The sequence below is a fragment of the Salinivibrio sp. IB872 genome, from assembly GCF_001995345.1.
Classification (GTDB): Bacteria; Pseudomonadota; Gammaproteobacteria; order Enterobacterales; family Vibrionaceae; genus Salinivibrio; species Salinivibrio proteolyticus.
In genome coordinates this window covers 31,201-53,682 of sequence record NZ_MUFO01000022.1, presented here as the reverse complement: position 1 = coordinate 53,682, position 22,482 = coordinate 31,201, and the positions used below count along the sequence as shown (strand labels likewise).

General features: G+C 49.5%; 17 protein-coding genes. 11 read left to right on the top strand and 6 right to left on the bottom strand.

Annotated features, from left to right (window positions below; translation table 11 throughout):
* Both BZJ18_RS10635 and BZJ18_RS10630 read left to right on the top strand, forming a co-directional pair.
* Positions 1-4,770, top strand: a 4,770-nt coding sequence (locus BZJ18_RS10635) for a VCBS domain-containing protein (RefSeq protein ID WP_131825280.1), incomplete at its 5' end; no start/stop codon positions are given.
* Positions 4,771-4,887: 117 nt separating this feature from the next.
* Positions 4,888-5,799: a mechanosensitive ion channel family protein gene (locus tag BZJ18_RS10630; protein ID WP_077456621.1), complete on the top strand. Its 912-nt coding sequence runs from the start codon at positions 4,888-4,890 to the stop codon at positions 5,797-5,799.
* 58 nt (positions 5,800-5,857) lie between these two features.
* Here the strand turns inward: BZJ18_RS10630 and BZJ18_RS10625 are convergent, their stop codons facing one another.
* Positions 5,858-7,198, bottom strand: a complete 1,341-nt coding sequence (locus tag BZJ18_RS10625; protein WP_077456619.1) for a magnesium transporter — start codon at positions 7,196-7,198, stop codon at positions 5,858-5,860.
* A gap of 318 nt (positions 7,199-7,516) precedes the next feature.
* On the opposite strand from BZJ18_RS10625, the gene BZJ18_RS10620 reads away from it, so the two are divergent.
* The 5 genes from BZJ18_RS10620 to BZJ18_RS10600 all read left to right on the top strand — a co-directional run bounded on the left by BZJ18_RS10620 (position 7,517) and on the right by BZJ18_RS10600 (position 12,010).
* The gene (locus BZJ18_RS10620) at positions 7,517-7,963 is read left to right on the top strand and encodes an ATP-dependent zinc protease family protein (RefSeq protein ID WP_077456617.1); all 447 of its coding nucleotides are present in this window, start codon (positions 7,517-7,519) and stop codon (positions 7,961-7,963) included.
* A gap of 13 nt (positions 7,964-7,976) precedes the next feature.
* Entirely contained in the window at positions 7,977-8,882 is a 906-nt protein-coding gene (gene rimK / locus BZJ18_RS10615) for a 30S ribosomal protein S6--L-glutamate ligase (protein ID WP_069590396.1), read from the top strand.
* The gene (locus BZJ18_RS10610; protein WP_077456615.1) at positions 8,869-9,930 is read left to right on the top strand and encodes a succinylglutamate desuccinylase/aspartoacylase family protein; all 1,062 of its coding nucleotides are present in this window, start codon (positions 8,869-8,871) and stop codon (positions 9,928-9,930) included. Before rimK ends, BZJ18_RS10610 begins: the two co-directional genes overlap by 14 nt.
* Positions 9,931-10,044: 114 nt before the next feature.
* Entirely contained in the window at positions 10,045-10,488 is a 444-nt protein-coding gene (msrB, locus tag BZJ18_RS10605; RefSeq protein WP_069590400.1) for a peptide-methionine (R)-S-oxide reductase MsrB, read from the top strand.
* Between the two features lie 124 nt (positions 10,489-10,612).
* Complete coding sequence (locus BZJ18_RS10600; RefSeq protein ID WP_077456613.1) at positions 10,613-12,010, top strand: GGDEF domain-containing protein; 1,398 nt, start codon at positions 10,613-10,615, stop codon at positions 12,008-12,010.
* Positions 12,011-12,013: 3 nt separating this feature from the next.
* On the opposite strand, the gene BZJ18_RS10595 is transcribed toward BZJ18_RS10600, so the two are convergent.
* The gene (locus tag BZJ18_RS10595) at positions 12,014-13,399 is read right to left on the bottom strand and encodes a class II fumarate hydratase (protein ID WP_108743143.1); all 1,386 of its coding nucleotides are present in this window, start codon (positions 13,397-13,399) and stop codon (positions 12,014-12,016) included.
* Between the two features lie 160 nt (positions 13,400-13,559).
* Between BZJ18_RS10595 and BZJ18_RS10590 the strand changes: the two genes are divergently transcribed.
* Positions 13,560-13,844, top strand: a complete 285-nt coding sequence (locus tag BZJ18_RS10590; protein WP_077456609.1) for a hypothetical protein — start codon at positions 13,560-13,562, stop codon at positions 13,842-13,844.
* A gap of 45 nt (positions 13,845-13,889) precedes the next feature.
* Here the strand turns inward: BZJ18_RS10590 and BZJ18_RS10585 are convergent, their stop codons facing one another.
* Positions 13,890-15,023 (bottom strand): Bcr/CflA family efflux MFS transporter, encoded by a 1,134-nt coding sequence (locus tag BZJ18_RS10585; RefSeq protein ID WP_077456607.1) that lies wholly within the window; start codon positions 15,021-15,023, stop codon positions 13,890-13,892.
* 102 nt (positions 15,024-15,125) lie between these two features.
* Here BZJ18_RS10585 and BZJ18_RS10580 point away from each other — a divergent pair, with 102 nt between their 5' ends.
* Positions 15,126-15,896, top strand: a complete 771-nt coding sequence (locus BZJ18_RS10580; RefSeq protein ID WP_077456605.1) for an AraC family transcriptional regulator — start codon at positions 15,126-15,128, stop codon at positions 15,894-15,896.
* A gap of 27 nt (positions 15,897-15,923) precedes the next feature.
* Here BZJ18_RS10580 and BZJ18_RS10575 read toward each other — a convergent pair whose 3' ends face one another.
* The 3 genes from BZJ18_RS10575 to BZJ18_RS10565 form a co-directional block, all read right to left on the bottom strand.
* The gene (locus BZJ18_RS10575) at positions 15,924-16,391 is read right to left on the bottom strand and encodes an ASCH domain-containing protein (RefSeq protein ID WP_069590408.1); all 468 of its coding nucleotides are present in this window, start codon (positions 16,389-16,391) and stop codon (positions 15,924-15,926) included.
* Positions 16,392-16,620: 229 nt separating this feature from the next.
* On the bottom strand, positions 16,621-17,868 hold the full coding sequence (locus BZJ18_RS10570) for a cysteine desulfurase-like protein (RefSeq protein ID WP_077456603.1): 1,248 nt from the start codon (positions 17,866-17,868) through the stop codon (positions 16,621-16,623).
* A 2-nt stretch (positions 17,869-17,870) separates the two neighbouring features.
* The gene (locus BZJ18_RS10565; protein WP_077456601.1) at positions 17,871-18,506 is read right to left on the bottom strand and encodes a 2OG-Fe dioxygenase family protein; all 636 of its coding nucleotides are present in this window, start codon (positions 18,504-18,506) and stop codon (positions 17,871-17,873) included.
* Positions 18,507-18,930: 424 nt separating this feature from the next.
* Between BZJ18_RS10565 and BZJ18_RS10560 the strand changes: the two genes are divergently transcribed.
* Positions 18,931-19,536, top strand: a complete 606-nt coding sequence (locus tag BZJ18_RS10560; RefSeq protein ID WP_077456599.1) for a DUF6151 family protein — start codon at positions 18,931-18,933, stop codon at positions 19,534-19,536.
* 162 nt (positions 19,537-19,698) lie between these two features.
* Complete coding sequence (acnA, locus tag BZJ18_RS10555; RefSeq protein WP_077456597.1) at positions 19,699-22,443, top strand: aconitate hydratase AcnA; 2,745 nt, start codon at positions 19,699-19,701, stop codon at positions 22,441-22,443.
* The last annotated feature ends 39 nt before the right edge of the window (positions 22,444-22,482 follow it).

Sequence of the window (22,482 nt, the reverse complement as noted above, 5' to 3'; positions counted from 1 at the left end):
GCACCCACCTTTGCGGATACCACTGAGACAGGCTCCTATGGCTCACTGGAACTAGTTGGTGAGAACTGGACCTACACCCTCGATCAATCTGCCGTGCAGAATTTGGATGCCGGCGATCAAGTGACGGATACCATTACCCTCACTGCCTCTGATGGCACAGAGCAAGCCATTGTCATCACCATTACCGGTAGCGAGGATGCACCGGTGATTACTGGTGACTTTACAGGATCTGTCGTAGAGGGCGATGTCGGTGATGATCCAGTCACCGTATCTGGCTCGCTAACCATTACGGATGCTGATGGTAGTGATACTCCATCCTTTCCAGATACTGTGATATCCGGGGATTACGGTGAACTTGAGTTAGTGAATGGGCAGTGGACGTATACGCTGGATCAAACAACGGTTCAAAGCCTTGCTGCCGCTGAAGTCGTCACAGACGAGATTACAGTTACAGCCAGTGATAACTCTCAACAAACGATTACAATTACGATTACAGGCACAGCAGAGGCACACCCCTCAATAACCGGTACCTTTACAGGCTCTGTCACTGAAGGCGATGTTGGCGATTCTCCCGTTACAGCCACTGGGACTATTCAAGTCAACAATGCGGGTAATACTAACTTTCTGAGTGTGGTTGATGATGGTGATTACGGCCAACTGGTGCTTAATGGTGACAATACATGGACCTATACGCTAGACCAGGCTGCGGTACAACATCTCGATAATGGACAATCGATAACAGATGTAATCACCGTAGCCGTATCTAATGGTGTCGAGCAAGCGATCACGATCACGATCACCATTACCGGTACTAATGACGCCCCCATATTGACTCAAGCCGTTTCAACACAAACTCTGCAAGAGGATTTTGTTAGCTATACCATTGATCTAAACACGGTATTTTCGGACGTCGACAGCAATGATACGTTAAGCTTTGATGTGGCGAATGTGCCTAGTGGGGTCTCCGTCTCTATTGATGCGAATGGTATCGCAACCATTTCATCGGTCGCCGATTGGAGTGGGACAGAGACAGTAAGCTTCCGCGCCACCGATACCCAAAATGCGAGCCTAACCCACGATGTCACCTTCAACATCGAAGGGGTCGCTACTGCGCCTACCCTCACAGTCAGCCGTGGCGATCAATCACTGACTTATATCGACAGCGCAGGACAAATCTCCGCCACTGATCCCGGAGCGGGTGGGTCTCGAGCCATTCTTTCGCCTTTAACAATCTCCGGCACCGCTAATGAAACGGGTGAAACACTCACTTATCGAATCAGCGGCTTACCGGATGATGCAGTATTATCAGCAGGAACAAAAGAGGCAAGCAGCGGCGATTGGCTGCTCACGGACGCGCAACTGAGTGGCCTCAATCTCGCCTCTCCTGCCGATATTACTGGCATTACGCTATCGATTACCGCTATCAGTACCTACGGCACGGATCAGGCATCAACCACCGTGACGTTGAATTTAGAAAATGACAGCTTTGCGCTGACCGAAGGGCAAACCAGTAGCGTTGCCAGTGTCGACGGGTTGATTAGCAACGATACAGACACACAGGCCACTGTCACCCGTGTTGCCACCAATGCTAGCCAAGGAGAAAATGGTGACAGTGAAATTGTGATCGGCCCTGCCACCATCGCCACCGCATTGGGCGGCAGTGTGACCGTCAATGCCGATGGCAGTTTTACCTATACTGCACCGGCGGTGAATCATGCAGGCGGCGGTCAAGTCTATGACAGCTTCTCCTACCAAAGCAGCGAGAATAACGAGTGGACAACCGTGACCTTTGATGTGAGCGACTCCGCGCCGGTTGCCCATGATGATAGTGATAGTGTGGCCTCTGGTGCCTCGACAGGCGGTAACGTTATTACTGCTGGCGATGGTGCTGATACCCTTGGGGCGGATACCACCACGGTGACCGCGGTTAGCTTTAATGGCACCACCTATGCAGTCAACGGCAGTACTGTGATTACCACATCGCAAGGACAATTAACCATTCAACCTGACGGCAGCTACCTGTATCAATCATCCGTGCCATCGACGACAGATGCCAGCACCTTGGATGATGAGGCATTCACCTATACCCTCACCGACAGCGATGGTGATACCAGTCAGGCGCAGCTCACACTCGGCCATGACAACAACACCCAGTTAAACGCCGATATTGCTTCAGTCAGCGAACAAGGGTTGGTGAACGACGATAATAGTCACACTACCCAAGGTAACATGTTGGATAATGACACGGGGATTGGCGTCAATGTTAACCTCTATCAAGTTAACGGGCAGAGTTTTGGCAGTGATGGGGTTTTAACCCTCACCACCGCCAGTGGCACCCTGACTGTTTATAACCAAGACAACAGCCAAGGTTATCGTGCGGGTGACTACAACTATACACTCAATAATGCCACCAGTGGTGATAACGTGAGCGAAGCCTTCACCTACACCACCTATGATCCGACGGCGTCTACCACGTATCGCTCATCAACGTTAACCATCAACGTCCAAGATGATGCGCCTACACCTGACAACATCGAAAGTGCCTTGTACGCCACGGCAGAGAGTAGTTCGACCTTTAACCTGATTCTTACCGTTGACCTTTCGGGCAGTATGGCCGATCCGGTTGATCCAAATGATCCAAACTCACCGACTCGAATGGAAGTAACCAAAGCCGCACTGAAATCTATGGTGGAGGAATACGACAAGCTCGGCGATCTCAACATCCAAATTGTGTCATTTTCGAGTGAAGCCCAGTCTTCAGGTTGGATGCTTAACGATATCGGCAGCGCATTAGACGCAATCGAGGGCCTGTATGCCGGTGGCGGGACCCGATACGATAATGCGCTTAACGAGATCATCAATACTGTCGATACCTCAGGGCTGACTGCGGATAAAACCATCTCTTATTTTATCTCGGATGGGATGCCCAATGATGACTTTGAAAACAACAGCAGCCTGCAAAACGCATGGCAAAACTATGTGAGTACGCAAGGTATTGACGAGTCCTTCAGTGTCGGGGTTGGAGACGGTATTACAACATCGCCACTAACTCCCATCGCGGCAAGTAGTTCGGGAAGTACCAGTGACAACGTATTGCTGGTCACCGATGAAAATGAACTCGCCTACTCGCTGCTACAAACCATTGAAAGTGGACAAGTGTCAGGCGGCCTCGTGCTGATGGATGATGACGGCAATACTGTTTCCTTATTCGGGGCTGACGGTGGTTATATCTCCGCGCTCACCCTAGATGGACAAACGTACAATTATGATCCGGCGACTGACAGCGCACAGCAGACCTTTGAAACCGAAAAAGGTGGTATCCTCACCATCAACCTTGATACCGGCGAATACGACTATCGCGTGGCGGTCGACAGAGATATTCTCAACGAGCAAGAGCAAATAGCACTAACGCTTACCGACAACGATGGCGATACCAGCAACGTCAATGTCGCCATTAACCTCTACTACGAGGCGCGGCTTGATGCTAATCACGATATAGTGATTACCAATATTCACGATGGTAGTCCGATCGTCATTCCCGGTTTGGCCTTAACCCATAACGATATTCCATCGATGGGCAGCACAATTACAGCCACCGGTAACGCGGTACAAGGGTCGGTAGCTGGCACGGATGACATCATCTTCACGCCCGATAGTGCAATGAGTCCGCAAACCTTCCTTGATCCAATCGGTAACGACTCCGAGTTTATTGCGGAATCCGAACTGGGCGATTTCGCCAACTCGTTTGCACAGGCACAGAGCCTAGACCGTGGTAAGTTCGGAACCATGACACAGGAGGTATGGGCGCATATTGATGCCGGCAACTATGGTGCCAACGCAGCTCTGACAGGTACGGTCCAAAACGGTACCGACAGTGACATGACAAAAATGGACCTCTACCAAAACGAGACTTTACTCTTTGATGATGATCGGTGGTTGAATAATCTCAGCGTTAGGGTTTATGACCAAAACCAACAGCTGCTGGATACTCTCAATCCAGATACTGGCAGCAATAGCTTTACCGCCGGTCAACAAGGCACTTACTACTTTGAGATCGTCTCCAACAATGCTTTAAATACGACCGAAAGCTACGAGATTTATCTTACCTTGGATAGCTCGAACGCGGTGTTGCCAGAGCCTGAACATCAATTTGAATACACCACCTCTAACGGCAGTTATGTGGACAGTGCATTGGTCGATATTATTGCCATTGATGACCAAACACTAGAAGGCAGCTATCAAAGTGAAATTCTCGCCGCCGGTACAGGCGACGATACCCTAATTGGTAATGCGGGAGATGATAGCCTTCTTGGTAATCTCGGCGATGACACGCTTGATGGCGGCCTTGGCGATGATTTGCTGATTGGCGGTAAAGGTGACGATACGCTGACTGGCGGGCTTGGGTCAGACACCTTCGCATTTTTAAACGGTGACCAAGGCTCTGTCGGCGCAGAAGCGGTCGATCGCATTACGGACTTTGATGTACAAAAAGACACTCTCGATCTCTCCGAGCTGCTGATTGATGAAGACCAAGCCGGTGCAAGCCTTGAAGACTATCTAACCCTTGAGGACAACGATCAAGGTGAAGCCACCTTATACATTGCCTCTGCAGGCGATAATCAAATCGACCAGCACGTGGTGTTCGAGAACCTCAGCGTGGCAGATATGGCGGCAGCCTACGAGATTGATATTAGTGGCCTGAGTAGCCAGGAGCTCAGCGCTTCAGTGATTGATGCCATGATCCAACAAAGCAAATTGATGACAGATTAGCACCCACCTCACACGCCGATACCTCGCCCTGAGGTATCGGCAACTTTACGTTTTATTTTTCTCGCCAACGGGGCAGAATAGCGCCAAAGCTCGGGAAATAAACAATAGGGAGCAACTTTGTTATCTGAGTTAAAAAATATTGCCCAACTGTTGGTCGATAACAAGCTACTGACCACCATCGGCGTCGTTGTCGTTGTGAGCGTTATTCGCCGCCTGATCCTGCGTCATATTCGCGGTGACAGTAACTTTCTCAGTGAAGATCAACGTAAGTGGATATCTCGCACTAAAAATGGGGCGTTTAGCTTACTGTTACTGTTTTTATTTTTATTCTGGAACACGGAAATTAGCGAGTTTGCCCTCTCGCTGACTGCCATTGCAGTGGCTGTCGTGGTGGCATCGAAAGAAATTATCTTGTGCTTTACCGGCTCCATTCAACGCGCTAGTTCTCGATCATTTCGTATCGGGGATTGGATTGAAGTGGGTAACTCACGCGGCGAAGTGATCGAGCACAATTTGATGGCGACCAAAATTCAAGAAATTGACACCCACCATGGGCACTATTGCTACACCGGAAAAACCGCGACATTACCAAATAGTCTGTTTTTCTCTACCACAGTGAAAAATCTCAATTTTATGAAGCGCTATGTCTATCATCATTTTCACTTGGTGATCCGTGGCGATATTAATTTGTATCCCCATATTCCCGCGCTGCTGGCACGTATTGACGATCATAGCGAGGATTTTCTTGATGTCGCTCGACGTTATAACCATGTGATTGAGCGTCATGCGGGTGTCGATTTACCTGGTCCAGAGCCCCACGTTTATTTGTCTCATGCCGACACCGGCGAACAGCATGTTCACGTCCGCCTGTTCTGTCCGACCGAACGCGCCGCCGAGCTCGAACAATTAATACGGGAAGACATTATGACGCTTTATTGCGAAAAACTGCTCCCTGCCGCTGACGGAAAACGGCCAGAGAGCGCCGACGCTGCTGCCTCAGATACTCCCGCGCCACCAGCAAACTCATAACAAAAAGCGCTCGTCGTTACGGCGAGCGCTTTTCAATCCCTGCTTTCTTGGTAAAGGTTTACAGCAAAAACAAGGTTCCTAACCCAAGGAAGGCAACAAAACCAACAATATCCGTCACCGTGGTTAGAATGACCGATCCTGAAAGCGCCGGATCAATTTTAAGCTTATCGAGAATGACCGGAAGAAAGATACCCGCCAAGGCGGCACTGATAATATTGGCGACAATAGCAGCACCAATCACCATCCCTAGTCCCCAGCTGTTAAACCAGTAACCGGCGATCAAACCAATCACTATCGCCCAAAGTACACCATTTAGTAACCCCACTTGCAGCTCTTTGTTCAATAGCGGCCTTAAGTTACTTTTAGATATTTGTCCTAATGCTAAGCCTCGCACAATCAAGGTTAGCGTCTGGCTTCCGGCGATCCCACCCATTGACGCCACCACGGGCATCAATACCGCCAGCGCGACCACTTGTTGTAAGGTTGCTTCAAATAAACCAATAAACCAAGAAGCAAGAAAAGCCGTCATCAGGTTAACCCCAAGCCATAATGCACGGTTGCGCGCGCTTTTCATCACCGGGGAGAATAAATCTTCATCTTCATCCAAACCCGCCGTCGCCATAATTTGTGCTTCAGCTCGCTCGGCTTGCATTTCATACGCGGTACCGAGATCAAGCCGGCCAATCAACATCCCACCATCGTCTAGCACCGGTAAGGCAACTTCCTCACTGCTAGCAACCTTATCGGCACTCACATAAATATCCTCGCGAGCATTCAGACTCGGGAATTGTTCGCGCACCAACTCACTGATTTTTAATACGCCATCGGCCCCAAAGAGTTTGTTAATCGGCACCGCACCGACCCATACGCCACGGCTATCAACCACGAACACATGATCACAGTATTTCGGCATCACACGGCGCAATAAACGCAACACGACATTCACTTTTGTTTTGGCGGGTACCACTAATGGTTGATGATCACACCAGTGACCCACCTCGCTATCTGCATATTGCTGAGCAGAGGCATAACGTTGCTTTTGCTCCGTATCCATGCGCCCCAATGCTTCTTCCAGCAAAGGTTCGGTGAGCACATCTTGCAGCTCCAGCAAGGTGTCGGCATCCAGTTCCGCAAACAAGTCATGCAGGCGAACCTCATCCACTGCGCGAATAATCGCTTCACTCGCATCAGCACGCATTTCCGCCAACACCGGCAGCTGTATTGCAGGCGATAATTGCTCCCAAAAACTCACACGATCAGTAACGGGCAAAGACTCAAGTAATAGAGCGAGGTCATCAAGACTGTGGGCTTGCTCGATCTCTTGTGCCACTTCGGGCGTTCCCTCATCAACTTTTGAGAGCAAATCCTCAATTACTTCTTGTCTATCACTGTTTTGCATGGTATTTCCTTCATGAAACTTTTCGTGTGCTCTCTGACGCCATCACGGCGTATTTAGCGACTATTATTTCGTCGCCCTGCCCAGAGATGCCATGACGTTGCCACGACGAATCCCAGACTCTCTCGTATTGCCGCAAAGCGGTAAGTGCGCGCACCCGCGTGCACCTCATACTGCTGACACTACGATAAGATCTGCGTCAATGCGTAGTAAATGTATGCGATGGTTATCACACATCATCGCTTATTTTTCAGATTCTTACCACGAGTAATCGTAATCCCTTCTACGGTAGAGGAAGGGACTTTGTTATAGCGGATCAAAATGAACACTGTGCAACACAAAACACCTAAAGTCAGCGTCGGCTGGCGAGAGTGGGTCGCCCTCCCCGACCTAGGTATTGCTAGGGTGAAAGCCAAAATTGATACCGGAGCACGGACTTCTTGCCTGCATACGTTTAAGATCGAAGAATTCGACCAAAAGGGAGAAGCTTGGGTTCGCTTTTGGGTTCACCCTCACCAAGGTGACGATGAAACACACGTCCAAGCTGAAGCCAAAGTGGTAGCCAGACGCGTTGTTCGCGACTCGGGAGGTCATGAACAGCTTAGGTATGTCATACAAACCACACTTCAAGCGGGTACATTACGCTACCCGATAGAAATGACACTAACGGCAAGAGACAACATGCGTTTTCGCATGCTACTCGGCCGCACAGCCATGGCGGGACAAATGACCGTCGATCCCATGCACTCTTTTTTGCTCGGTAAGTAGGAGCGGTTAAACCATGAAAATAGGCATTCTGTCGCGTAACAAAAATCTTTATTCTACGCGTCGCCTGATAGAAGCCTGCGAACAACGCGGTCACGAATATAAAATCATTGATGCGCTACGCTGCTACATGAGCATCAACTCAACGCAGCCGATGATTCATTTAGCCGGTGAGGAGCTATCAGGATTCGACGCTATCGTTCCTCGAATTGGTGCATCCGTTACTTTTTATGGCTGCGCGGTACTGCGCCAATTCGAAATGATGGGCGTATTCCCCGTCAATGAGTCGGTTGCCATTAGTCGTTCTCGCGATAAATTACGCTCAATGCAATTGTTGTCACGTAAAGGGATCGGCATGCCTCATACGGGGTTTGCCAGTAAGCCCGGTGACATTGCTGACTTGCTGACTATGGTGGGTGGCACGCCCGTGGTGGTCAAGCTGTTGGAGGGAACCCAAGGTATTGGCGTCGTGCTCGCTGAAACGAAAAAAGCCGCAGAAAGTGTGATTGAAGCCTTTATGGGCTTAAAAGCGGATATTTTGGTGCAAGAATACATTAAAGAGTCTAGCGGTGCCGACATTCGCTGCTTTGTGATTGGTGATAAGGTGATTGCCGCGATGAAACGTCAAGCGCAACCGGGCGAGTTTCGCTCTAACCTACACCGTGGCGGAACGGCAAGCCTTGTCCGTATTACGCCAGCCGAGCGTCGAACCGCGATCGCGGCCGCGAAAGCGATGGGACTTAACGTGGCAGGGGTTGACCTTCTTCGCTCCGAGCGCGGCCCCCTTGTAATGGAAGTCAACTCTTCTCCTGGGCTAGAAGGCATTGAAAAAGCAACAGGAAAAGATGTCGCGGGCATGATCGTCGAGTATATTGAAAAGACGGCTAAACCCCAAAGGACACGCACACGTGGCAAGGGCTAAAAAAAACAATGCCATCGATATCGGTGGCGAAACAATCCAAGCTGGCGAGCATGCCAGCTTGGAACTGGAAATGGCGCGCCTATACACTCACGCGCCATTAAATGTCAGCATTGAAGTGTTAAACGGCAAGTTAGAGGGTCCTATTCTGCTTGTTTGCGCCGCCATTCATGGCGACGAGCTCAATGGGATTGAAATTGTTCGTCAAATATTAGCCAAAGTCGATACCGAAAAGCTTCGTGGCACCTTGATTGCTATTCCCGTCGTCAATGTCTTTGGCTTTATTCACAAGTCCCGCTATCTACCCGATCGACGGGACTTAAACCGCTCTTTCCCCGGCTCCGAGCGTGGCTCCATTGCCGGGCGTATGGCATATCAATTATTTAATGAAGTGATCAGTCAGTGTACGCACGTCATTGATCTTCATACCGCAGCGATTCATCGCACCAATCTGCCTCAAATCCGCGCCAATCTTGATAATGAAGGAGCGGCAGAGATGGCGAAAGCCTTTGCAGCTCCCGTAATGGTTGATGCCGCCTTACGTGATGGTTCTCTCCGTGCCGAAGCAGAAGCGATCGGTATTCCAGTCATTACCTACGAGGCAGGGGAAGCGCTGCGATTTGAACCTTACGCTATTAATGCAGGCGTGCGGGGTGTCATTCGAGTGATGCGTCATTTGGGGATGCTACGTCAATCTCGGCGCGCGCTGCCCTATCAACCCGTCACAGCACGTGCAACGAGATGGGTACGCGCTGAAGCTGATGGGATTTTTCGTAGTCATATTGCGCTGGGTGAACGAGTTACTAAGGGACAAATACTCGGTATCATCAGCGACCCAGCTGGCAGCAATGAAGTGGAAATCAAAGCCTCGCAAAGCGGTATTTTGATTGGCCAACAAACTCTCCCTGTTGTCAATGAAGGGGATGCGGTCTTTCATATTGCCTTTTTCTCGCAATCTGACGAACTGATTGAGCAACACTTAGAGGGCTATTTAGACCAAGTGCGAGACGATCAAGACGATGAATTACGATGGGGTATCGGCACACTTTAACTTTGATCTTAAAAGCGAATCATCACCGTACTACTTGCATCGCGCACTCAGATTCATAACACTACGCGTTTTTGTAGCACGGGCAGTTGCCCGCCACACAAGAGGATCGACATCATGCTGACATGGCAAGAGATCGTCACACGAAGCGAACAAGGTAATGTGGCGCCGCGCCAGCGGGTGGAAAAATCAGATCAACAATGGCAGTCACAGCTCAGCGACGAGCAATATCGCGTTACGCGTCAAAAGGGCACTGAACGTGCTTTTAGCTCTGGCATGTGTACCTTGTTTGAGCCAGGCCTATACGGCTGCGTTTGTTGCGGCACACTGTTGTTTGATGCGAATGAGAAGTTTGACTCTGGTACCGGCTGGCCTTCATTCACACAACCGGCCGAAGATAGCGCCATCGCATATCATAAAGATACCAGTCACGGAATGACACGCATTGAAACCACCTGTGCCAGCTGTGATGCTCATCTGGGACATGTGTTTCCCGATGGTCCTCCACCGACTGGATTACGTTTTTGTATGAACGCCGTCGCGTTAAAGAAACTAGATTAACCCACCCCTCCTCAGGTTGCCGAGCCGGTGCATGCCGGCTCTGCTATATTTACTCCATCACCATCAAGTGGTTTATATCAAGCACTGAAAATGCTCATCATCGGCGACACCTTGTAGGAGACATATGGCATCCACACTTTCATTCTCCTATTTAGCGCTCTGGGTCGCAGTTTACGGCGCCCTTATCTGGGTTGATATGCGATATATTGCTGTATTAGTAGATGTGCATACCTCGACACTGACTAATATTGCGAGTGGTCTCGCGGTCGTTCTATTTTATCACTACGGTCGACAACTATTCGTGCCATTTTTAATCACCAGTGCGCTTGGCCACTCTCTCGCCGCCACCTCTCGGATTGATGATTTGCACGTCGCAGTGTCGCTCTTATTTGGCGCCCTACTTACTGTTATCGCGTTTATCTCCGCAAAGTTATGGGTATCTCGGTGTCAGCACTGCTTAGATAACGTGAGTGTCTTGTTTCGCTTTATTCTTATCGCCTGCTTCATTCCCTCAGTCGCAATGATTTTGCTCGTATCGGTGCCTCTCTATATAGATAACCAGCTCATCCCGGGAAGATTAAAGTTTCTATATATCGAATTCTCAATGACCTATACAACGTCTCTATTGATCTGGGTGAGTCTTTACACAACCTGGCGACGAGGTGGGTTTCAATTAGATAAGATAAACAAAAAGAATACGGGCATGACATTAAGCGCTCTGATGCTCGCAATCGCGGGCTTTTCCTATTTCCCCGGTGCTATTTTTATTATCCTCGCATTACTAGTTTATATTGCATCGTCTGGGTATTGGCGAACACTGCTCATTTCGCTTGTGATCCTGATTACTTCGATCTTAGTGATGGTCCCGCACAGTCTAGGCGCTTTTGCGATTCCAGATCTTGATGATGGCATTCTGGCTTTATTAATCTACGTATTCACGACAGTGCTCGTTAGTATCAGTATATCTATCCATGCCTCAGAACTAAGAAACGCTGTGGCAGCTAGAGATAGTTGGCAAAGAAAAGCGAGCCTTGATCCATTAACCGGTACCGTGAACCGCTACGGTCTACTACCCGAATTAGCCATCGAGCATGAGTTCGCTAAACGCGCACGTTACTTTTACACAGTAGCGGTTATCGATATTGACCGCTTTAAACAGATCAATGACAACTATGGCCACCTTGCTGGGGATCAAGTATTGAAAGATGTCGCTGGCATCATCACAGACACAGTACGCCAGAACGATTTAGTCGCTCGCTATGGCGGTGAGGAGTTCGTGGTCATCTTTCGCAACACGTGCGCACGCGATGCCACTCATGTGGCAGAACGGATCCGAGAACGTATCGCCGCTAGTGTTTCTCACATTGATGACCAGTCACTTACCTATACCGTCAGCTGCGGTTTGGCTGAAAACCACACTGACGATGTTCATCCAGAGCGTGTTTTTGACCGAGCCGATGATTGCTTATATCAGGCCAAAAAGACGGGGCGCAACCGTGTTGTTGTTGCGCCCCCACCCTAATATTTATTCAGCGATACCGCCTTCGGTGAGCTTGGCTGGATCAAGCAATTGCGACAAATGCTCGCGGCCGAGATCCGTTTCTTCCTCCGCAACATCCAAAATAGAGCGGCCTTGTTGATACGCTTTTTTCGCGATGTCAGCGGCTTTAAGGTAACCCACAACTGGGTTAAGCGCCGTCACTAAAATAGGGTTACGGGCTAGCGCTGACTGTAAGTTATCTTCTCGCACTTTAAAGGTCGCCACCGCTTTATCTGCTAGCAGATGAGCTGCATTCGCCAATAGACGAATACTTTGCAGTAAGTTGGCAGCAATCACAGGCAACATCACGTTCAGCTCAAAATTCCCCGACTGCCCCGCCACCGTGATGGTAGTGTCGTTGCCCATCACTTGCGCAGCAACCATAGCAGCGGACTCTGGAATAACAGGATTCACTTTCCCCGGCATAATAGACGATCCCGGCTGTAACCCCTCTAGCTCAATTTCTCCTAGCCCGGCAAGTGGGCCCGAGTTCATCCAACGTAAATCATTGCTCAGTTTCATGACCGCAACCGCGGTTGTCTTCAACTGCCCGTGCAATGCCACCAGCGCATCTTGGCTACCAATCGCAAAAAAAGGATTCTCGCTCGCCGTGAATGAGGAGTGGCTACACGCACAGATTGCTTTGGCAAAACGCTCGGCAAATAATGGATGAGCATTGATTCCCGTCCCTACTGCCGTGCCACCCTGAGCCAGTGCGCGCACCGATGATAGACTTTGGGTAATTTGTACCATCGCGTGTTCGACCTGCTGAGTCCAAGCATCTAGCTCTTGGCCAAGAGTCACAGGCATCGCATCCATCAAATGGGTACGACCCGTTTTCACAATATGGCCGACTTTGCTTTTTTTTTCCTGTAACGCGTCTCGTAAATGCGCTAACGCGGGAAGTAAGGCTTTTTCACAGCCCAAAGTGGCACTGATTTGGATAGCCGTAGGAATAGAGTCGTTACTGCTTTGGCTCATATTGACATGATCGTTGGGGCTGACCGTTTCATCACACTTTTCAGAAGCCAAGGTTGCCAGCACTTCATTCATATTCATGTTTGAGCTAGTGCCTGAGCCGGTCTGAAATACATCAACGGGAAACTGCGCTAAATGCTCACCATCCATGATGGCTTCGGCACTTTGGCGAATCGCATGTGCGATGTTGCCATCCAGTAAGCCCAGCTCTTCGTTAGCCGTTGCCGCTGCATGCTTCACCATGGCTAACGCGCGAATAAAATCCTCAGGCATCGTCTGGTCACTAACCGCAAAGTTATTCACGGCTCGCTGTGTTTGTGCTTGATACAGCGCGTCCGCGGGTACTTCAACATTACCCATACTATCTTTTTCGATACGTGTTTTCGCCATGATTATATCCTTTTCATTCGCCACACCATTTCGATAATGGTTATCATTAACATATTGAGTTGACTAAATGAAGTTAGTGACGTCATAGGCTGACAAAAAATCCGTGCCTCTCAGGCTTGCATCCCCTAGTATGACGTCACTGTCACCCATAACGAGCAATACCATGCAAGATGAAACCAGTACCAGTATCGCTAACTTGATTGAAGTGGTTGAGAATCAGATCACCGACCAAGATCCTAAAAAGGTAGCAGAAACCTTGATGCGCCTGCGTATGACCGGCTATTCACGCGACGAAGCTATCGAGTACATTGCTTGTGCGTTAATGGTTGAGATCTATGATGTTAGCAATCACAACGGGCAATTTACCCTGTCCCGCTATGAAGCCAACTTAGATACCCTGCCAGACATGCCATGGGCCGATGAGATTAATTTGGATATCGGTGAGTAAACCTTGATCGGCTTAGTCGCGACAGTGCCCGCCTAAAAACGCAGTTCAGACCGATTTTGTCTGCCACCACCCAATGCACATCGCGACTATACTACTGACAGTCAAGCTTATCCCCAGAGCTTGCTCTGCTCCTACGCTAGCTAATCCAATACCAATTAACCCATAATAGAGCATACCGAATAGGGCGCCAGCCGTACCGACACAATCAGCGTAGTGGCGAAGCGCATATGCGAGGATGTTAGGGATCGCAATCCCATACGCCATCCCAACGAATATCATAGGCATCACAAACCACGGACTGGTTTCTAGCCTCCAAACCACAATACTTCCTAGGGCAGAGACGAGGCACGACAATAATAGTAACGGCTTATACACCCAGCCTCTTGCTAAAAGCTTCTTATTCATAATGGCTCCCATACCAATCCCTAGTGCTAAGATGCAACCTGAGTAGCCATACCATGAGGGCGGGATACGCAAAGCGCTAAAATAGAAAGGCCCAAGCTGATAGTAAGCAAATAAATTAATGTTAAATGCAGCCACCAAGACAGCACTGAACCAGACATCACTATCCATCATTAATCGTCGTAAAACCGGTACTATCGGAGGAAGAGAGTTATCAGCCCTTCGGGTCTCAGGTAAACACTGGTAGGCGTAGAGGAATAGTCCTACAGACGTAATAGCCAGCCCAATAAATACCCCTTGATAACCAAGAAAACCCACCAATAACGCTCCAGACAACACGCCAATCGCAGGGCTCAGTGCAATGGCAATCCCCATCACTGCGAACATTCGCGCCAATTGGGTACGACTATAGCAATCTCTAATCATCGTTTGCGTACCAACTGACCCAACCGCGGCACCAAAAGCCGCCATGACTCTGGCTATCAAAACAAGGCTAAAATCAGAACTAAACACGGCAAGCAAGCATGCCATCGCATAGACCCCCAAACCAGCGAGCATACTCAGCCGACGACCTATAACATCACAAGCTCTCCCCCAAAAAACAACGCCAAATGCAAAAGCAACAAAGTAGCTAGATAAGGTTTGCGAAGCGATATCGGGAGTAACCGAAAAGTGTAAAGCAAGTTCGGGGAGCGCCGGGCTGTAAATCGTTTCTGCAATTTGCGGAAACATCATTAAAGCCATAGCTAAAGTCAGGCTAAAAGTCCGTGTTTGCATAATGACCTCTGAAGAAAACAATGAGGTCTTAGACTACCAACATCAGCACTTTGTCTATTATAATATAAAAGACAGTAAGTTTATAAAATAAGACAATTTGTAATGGCATGGCTCAACAGCGACGATAACTTTGATCCTGATATGCTCGATAATTCGGTGCTGGGGATCGGTGCTGACTTAACCTCGCACGACTCAGGCTTTCACTATCACCAAAAAGGCCAATTACTCTTTAGTCAGCATGGCTGTATGCGGATAACCCTCGCGAACTCAGTCAGTATCTTGCCTCCCACTCGAGTTGCCTGGATTCCGGGCCACTGCAAGCATAGGGTTGAGATGCAACACACGGTAGGCTACCGCTCGATCTATTTTGACCAAAGGGTAATCACCCAATTACCTACTCAGTTAATGATCCTGACGACAACACCATTACTGACAGAAGTTCTGGAGCGTATTGCTCTTTCTCCGTTTACGACGGATTGGCAATGTGGCGCACCAGCCAACCTTCTCGCTGTATGTATCGATGAGCTGACAAGCGCTAAAGAAGAAACAATGACGTTGCCTTTGCCGGCGGATTATCGTTTATCGCCGCTCCTCGAAATGGATGTACTCCCACCGTTAAAAGAAGCAGCAACACGATGCGGCGCCTCTGAAAAAACGATCACGCGTTTGTTTAAGAAAGAAACGGGGATGAGCTATCAGCAATGGCGACAACAATGGCGGATCATTAAAGCGATAGAGCTACTCGCCGCGGGAAAAAAGCAAGGTGATATCGCCCATCGATTACACTTTGCCAGTGACAGTGCGTTTATCACATTTTTCAGAACCATGCTGGGAGAGTCACCTCGGACTTACATGAAGATGAATCACCATTAAAAAAGCCGCTCTACGCGGCTTTGATTTTTAGAGTGGATAGACTTTCTCAAACTCTTCAAGCACCACATCCGAGTGCTCATCAAAATGTAGGCCGTGTGTTTTGGCGTACTGGGAGAAGTACCCCCAATGCGCTTCGTGCCAACACTGGTAGGAGCCATCTCCCTCTCCTTCACGTGCCGCAAATTCCGCACTGACTTGGTTGAACGGGCAATAGCTCACCTGAGTGGTTTTGACGATACACACGGGTCGCTGGTGACCATTAAGAACAATCTTATAATGTCCTTTTTGCGGGATCACCGCACTTTTCTCTTCCAAAGAGCTGCGCAATCGGCAGTGGGCTTTCTTTTTATTCAAACTAACCAATGTCGCAACTTCGTTCGCTCTCACCGTGTGATGACTTAAGGTGTCCACCACCACTTGATCATCAGTTGGCCGTTGGTCCGCGGGAAGAGTCGCTAGATATTGGTGCCAAAAGGCGTTTTGTTCTTCAGTCATGGGTCTCGCCTTGATTATTATTGGTTTCGTTTTTTTAAATGATTTCTTTCTGAACAGGTTCTTGGACAGCAGTAACGATGTTGATCATAACGTGCAGCCGCACATTCGCCTATGCGCGAGCTAACGTTTCTAGGTTGCATTGTGAATAGATTCACACTTAAATCTCAATCGAGGTCAATTTTGATCAAAAAAAAGCGGCCCTTTTGGCCGCCTGAGAGAATCATTCACCTTAATCGCTAATAAATGGCAATAAGGCTTGGTGTAGCCGATCAATTTCATCAATGGTGTTGTAATGCATCATACCGATGCGGATCACACCGCCCTTGTCTAAAACATCAAGCTGTTCACACAAGCCTTGCGCATAGAAGTGTCCATTCCAGACACACAAATTTTGCGCGCCAAGTGCTTGCGCAACCTCTGCCGGCTCTGTTCCCTCTATGCGTATCGCAAACGTTGGAGTACGTTTGTCGAGCTGATTATCGTCGGTAATACCATAAATACGTACTTTGGGATAAGCGCGCATCAACTGGATAAAATGTGCCGACAATGCTTGCTCATGCGCTTGGTACTGCGCATAACTTGCCGCTAGCCTTTCTCGCAGTGAGGACGTCGGATTGCCCCATTGTGCAAGATAGTCAACCGCCGCAATAAAGCCCGCTATCGCCTCAAAGCTTTGGGTGCCTGTTTCAAATCGGCCGGGACCTTGATCAGTCGCAGGTTCCACTTTGTACGGTTTTAACGTCTGTACCCACTCAGGCGCGACATAGGCAAAACCAACATGAGGCCCAAAAAACTTATACGCTGAGCAGGCAAGGAAATCGCACCCGAGTGCTTGCACATCCACCAAGTGATGGGGCGCGTAATGCACCGCATCTACATACACTTTGGCGCCCACTTGTTTTGCCATCTCCACCACTTTTGCCACATCGACCAGACTGCCTGTGGTATTTGAGGCTAATGTCACCGCAACCAATTTGGTTTTATCGGTCATTAGGGTGGCAAGATGTGCCATATCGATAGAGTACGTCGATTCATCAACACGTACCTGTTTAACAACCGCACCCTTGTCGTGGGCCGCTTGCTGCCAGCTGGACACGTTTGAATAGTGGTCTAGCGCGGAGACAATCACCTCATCTCCCGCCTGCCAGTCTCGACTGATGGCGCGGCTCAACGAGAAGGTCAAGGTGGTCATATTAGGGCCAAATACCATGCTTTCTGACGATGAGGCATTCACAAAGGTGGCCGCCACATCCCGCGCGCGCTGCACAAGCTCGGTCGTGTAACGACCAGAAAAGAACTGGCCGCCCAGATTGGCGTTGTAGTGCCCTAAATAATCCACCATAGCGTCAAGCACTGCGCGGGGCACTTGCGCGCCCCCTGGGCCATCAAAAAATGCGACGGGTTCGCCTTCAATAATTTGGGAGAGCGCGGGAAAGTGGCCCCGAACAGCATGGGGTGAAAAACCTGCCGGTGTCATCGTTACTTCCTTGTTGCTGTGAGTACAAATACATCCATTGTGCCCTGCTTCTGATTATCAATGGGCGTAATCGGCTCAGCGTAATGCCACAATGTACGATCATCAAGTGCCGCCATTTGCCCCGGTTCCAGCGGTAAGCTAAACAATGGTGCACTCGTTTTGTGACGGAACACTTGGAAATCTCCGCCCTCAATATTATCGCGGCCAATGCTCACAATAGCGATATGATCAAAGCCATCTTGGTGAACCCCTTCTGGGGCAACCTGCACGGATTGATTATCCGCCTGAATACGAATTTGGTGGATTTCGATGTCGTTGTCATCACTAAGCTGGTAAAGGTCGCGGAATGTCCGACACATGGCATGGAAGCCGGGTGCCTGAATAGTCTGGGGCTCGATATCCTCAAAGGTTCTAGCCACATCCCCTYGGAATTCATTGATGTCAGATGTTTGCATAAATGGGCGAGTCGGTAACTTCTCGATGCCCCCATCGAAAGCATGCACGATTGAATAACGACGCAAGCGATAACCGCCGTCTGCGTGAGATGTACCCGGAAGGTTATCAAACGAAGGCTGTAATTGTTTGATATGATTATCGTCCAGTTGATTAAGCTGCATGAGTAATGTTGACGTATTCATGGCTTCCTCCTGTTTCGCGACTGTGCCGCGCATTCAAACCAATACGTTTGAAATACATTTACTTAACAAACGTGATACATCCAATCATCAACCATATACACTGTTATTTCCAGATCGAGCGCTATATTTATCGATCATAAACCACTCGTTTAGTTTTTTTGTCTAAAAAATTTCGCTAAGCCGTTGAAAGGCTCCACTACAAAGATTAACAATTATTAAACAAAAGAATTAATCACTGCATAGTTGGTCTATTGCCCTATTTTAGAAGGTGGAAATGGGACAAAAATGTCACGAAAAGTTGCCATTCTGCGTGATTCAGAGGAATTTCATGTTCAGATAGCTTTATAAATCAAACACTCTGCATCGGTTTTTCGCTCATCCTCTACACTAGTAAGACACGCTTTGATGCGCGGGAGAGGATAGAATGACAAGGTTGAATATCCAGTGTGCTTGTGGCCAAGTGACGGGAGAAATTATCGATGCGCAACGCAGTCAGCGTTGCGTTTGTTACTGCAAAGACTGCCAAGCATTCGCTGAAAAACTGGGTTACCATACCGAGCTAAGGCCCGGTGGCGGCACAGAAATCCTACAAATCACGCCAGCGCAGTTACGCGTGTACCGAGGGAGAGATAAGCTTTCCTGCGCGAGATTATCCGAAAAAGGGCTTTGTCGCTGGTACGCGAGCTGTTGCCACACACCGATAGCAAACACAATTAGCGCAGCTATCCCTTTTATCGGCATTATTAGCAGTTGTTATCACATCGAAGGCGATAACGAAGAAGAAATTGGCCCCGTCCGTTGGTACGTACAAGGACAAGACGCACGTTCATCCAWCCCAGAAAAAAATGTCCACCCTCGCTTTCCGCTTAGCTTAGTGATCAGAACCGCCCTCCGCATTGGCTGGGCACGTTTACTCGGTCACCATCGTCCCAACGCTTTCTTCGATCGCCAAGGTCAGCCACGTGGCGTTGTTTACTACCCACAAGACGCGATGATCGCCAAACCCGACAAACAGCCTCACCCTGAATAGAAAGGTTTCAGCGATGGCAGTTATCGGCCACACGATAGTAACTCAGCTTTAACTAAATCAATCTCGCATTTACAATAGTGCTGTAAAAACAAGCAATCCCCCGAGCGAGGTGTCCTTATCCATCTCGCTTCTACTCACAATAACGGACTTGGGGAGGCACCCGTGAGCAACACATCTCATTCCAATAGCCAAGACAGCTTCAACACGCGACGTACCCTACACGTCAATGGTGAAACCTATGATTACTTCCGTCTCGATGCATTGTCTGATCAATTTAATATCAGCCGCTTGCCCTACTGCCTAAAAGTGCTGCTTGAAAACTTGCTGCGCAAAGAAGACGGTAAGAATGTATCAGCAGAGGACATCAAAACCCTTTGCCAGTGGCAAGCTGATGCTGCCGGTAAAGATCAAGTAAACTTCACCCCTGCACGTGTCGTGCTTCAAGATTTCACTGGCGTACCTGCTGTGGTGGATCTCGCAGCCATGCGTGCCGCGATGCGCGATTTAAAAGGCGATCCAGCCAAAATCAACCCGCTTGGTGCGGTTGATCTTGTCATCGACCACTCGGTCATGGTGGATGACTACGGCAATCCTGACTCCTTGCAGAAAAATACCGAGATTGAGTTCGAACGAAACAGCGAACGCTACCAATTTTTACGTTGGGGTCAGCAAGCCTTTTCGAATTTCCGCGTCGTCCCCCCCGGCACGGGGATCGTACACCAAGTGAACCTCGAGTATTTAGCTCCGGGTGTATTAGTGGAAGCGCAAGGCGGCAATAAGCTAGCCATGCCGGATACGCTGGTAGGCACAGATTCACATACCACCATGATCAACGGCTTAGGTGTGCTTGGCTGGGGCGTGGGCGGTATCGAAGCGGAAGCGGCGATGCTCGGCCAGCCTATCACCATGCTCATTCCTGAAGTGGTCGGCTTTGAGCTTAAAGGCGAGCTACCTGCGTCCGCCACTGCAACTGACTTGGTACTCACCGTCACTCAAATGCTACGCGAGCGCGGTGTGGTGGGTAAGTTTGTTGAATTTTATGGCCCGGGCCTCGCTAAACTCCCGTTGGCTGATCGCGCAACCATTGCCAATATGGCGCCCGAATACGGTGCAACCTGTGGCATCTTCCCGATTGATGAAGAAACGCTAAGCTACATGCGCCTAACAGGACGCACCGACGATCAAATCACGCTGGTCGAAACCTATGCCAAAGCACAAGGCTTGTGGCGGGATGACGATGCGCCGGTGGCTGATTATAGTGACACACTCCATCTCGACCTCGGTGATGTGGTTCCAAGCCTTGCCGGCCCCAAACGCCCGCAGGATAGAATTGCATTAACCGATGCCAAAACCCAATTCGATCAGCTGTTGGAAAAAGAGCAAGCGGCAGCAAATAACCTGATCGCCAGTTTTGCCAGTGAAGGTGGACAAACTGCGGTCGATAACCCCAGTGTGCGCGAACAAGGCGATACTCAAGTCAAGTATAAAGGAGAAACATTTATGCTTGAGAACGGGGCCGTCGTCATCGCAGCAATCACTTCCTGCACCAACACCTCGAACCCTGCCGTGCTTGTTGCTGCTGGGCTGGTCGCTAAGAAAGCACGCGAGCTTGGCTTAAAAACAAAACCGTGGGTGAAAACCTCGCTTGCTCCCGGATCACAGGTTGTCCCTGCCTATTTAGAGAATGTGGGTTTACTCGAACCTCTGGCTGAGCTTGGCTTTAACATCGTCGGCTTTGGCTGTACTACCTGTATTGGTAACTCAGGGCCTCTACCAGAGCCTATCACTGAAGCCATTCGCGCTGGCGATTTATTGGTGACTAGCGTGCTGTCCGGTAACCGTAATTTTGAAGGCCGTATTCACCAAGATGTGAAAGCCAACTATTTAGCCTCTCCACCACTTGTCGTGGCCTACGCACTAGCAGGTAATATGAACGTGGATGTTCTGAACGAGTCACTCGGACAGGATAAAAACGGTAAGCCAGTCTACCTCAACGACATTTGGCCAACGCCACAGGAAGTCGCGCAAACCATTCAGACAGCAATGACCGACGGGCTGTACCAAGACAAGTACGCGGACGTGTTTGCCGGCACAGACGCATGGCGTCAGCTGCCCGTGCCTGAAGATGAGATTTATTCATGGCCTGACTCCACCTACGTTAAAAAGCCAACGTACTTTGACGGCATGACCATGGCACTGCCTGAGATGAAACCTATCAAAGGCGCGCGCTGTGTGGTGAAAGTCGGTGATTCGATCACGACCGACCATATTTCACCTGCGGGGGCGATAAAACCAGATAGCCCTGCGGGCGAGTATTTGAAATCTAAAGGCGTTGAGCCAAAAGATTTCAACAGCTACGGCTCACGCCGAGGTAATCACGAGGTGATGGTACGTGGCACCTTTGCCAACGTGCGCTKGAAAAACCAAATGGCACCAGGCACCGAGGGCGGTATGACTACCTATTTGCCCACCAATGAACAAATGAGTATTTACGATGCTGCGCAACGTTACCAAGCGGACGGCACGCCATTAGTTGTGCTTGCGGGTAAAGAGTATGGGACAGGGTCGAGCCGTGACTGGGCCGCCAAGGGCACCAACTTGCTGGGTATCAAAGCCGTCATTGCTGAAAGCTTCGAGCGTATTCACCGCTCTAACTTAGTGGGCTTTGGCGTGTTGCCACTGCAATTTAAAGAGGGTGATTCCGTTGAATCACTTGGATTGGATGGCACAGAAGTGTTCGACTTTGAGGAGATAAACGGCGAGCCCTCGACCCTCAAGGTGCGTGCGGTTCGGGATGATAAAACCATCGAGTTTGACGTCAACGTCCGCATCGACACTGCCGTTGAGTGGGATTACTACCGCCATGGTGGCATTCTCCACTACGTGCTGCGCCAACTCGCCAGCTAGTACTCGCATCGCTACCACAAAGGCCCCGCGGGGCCTTTT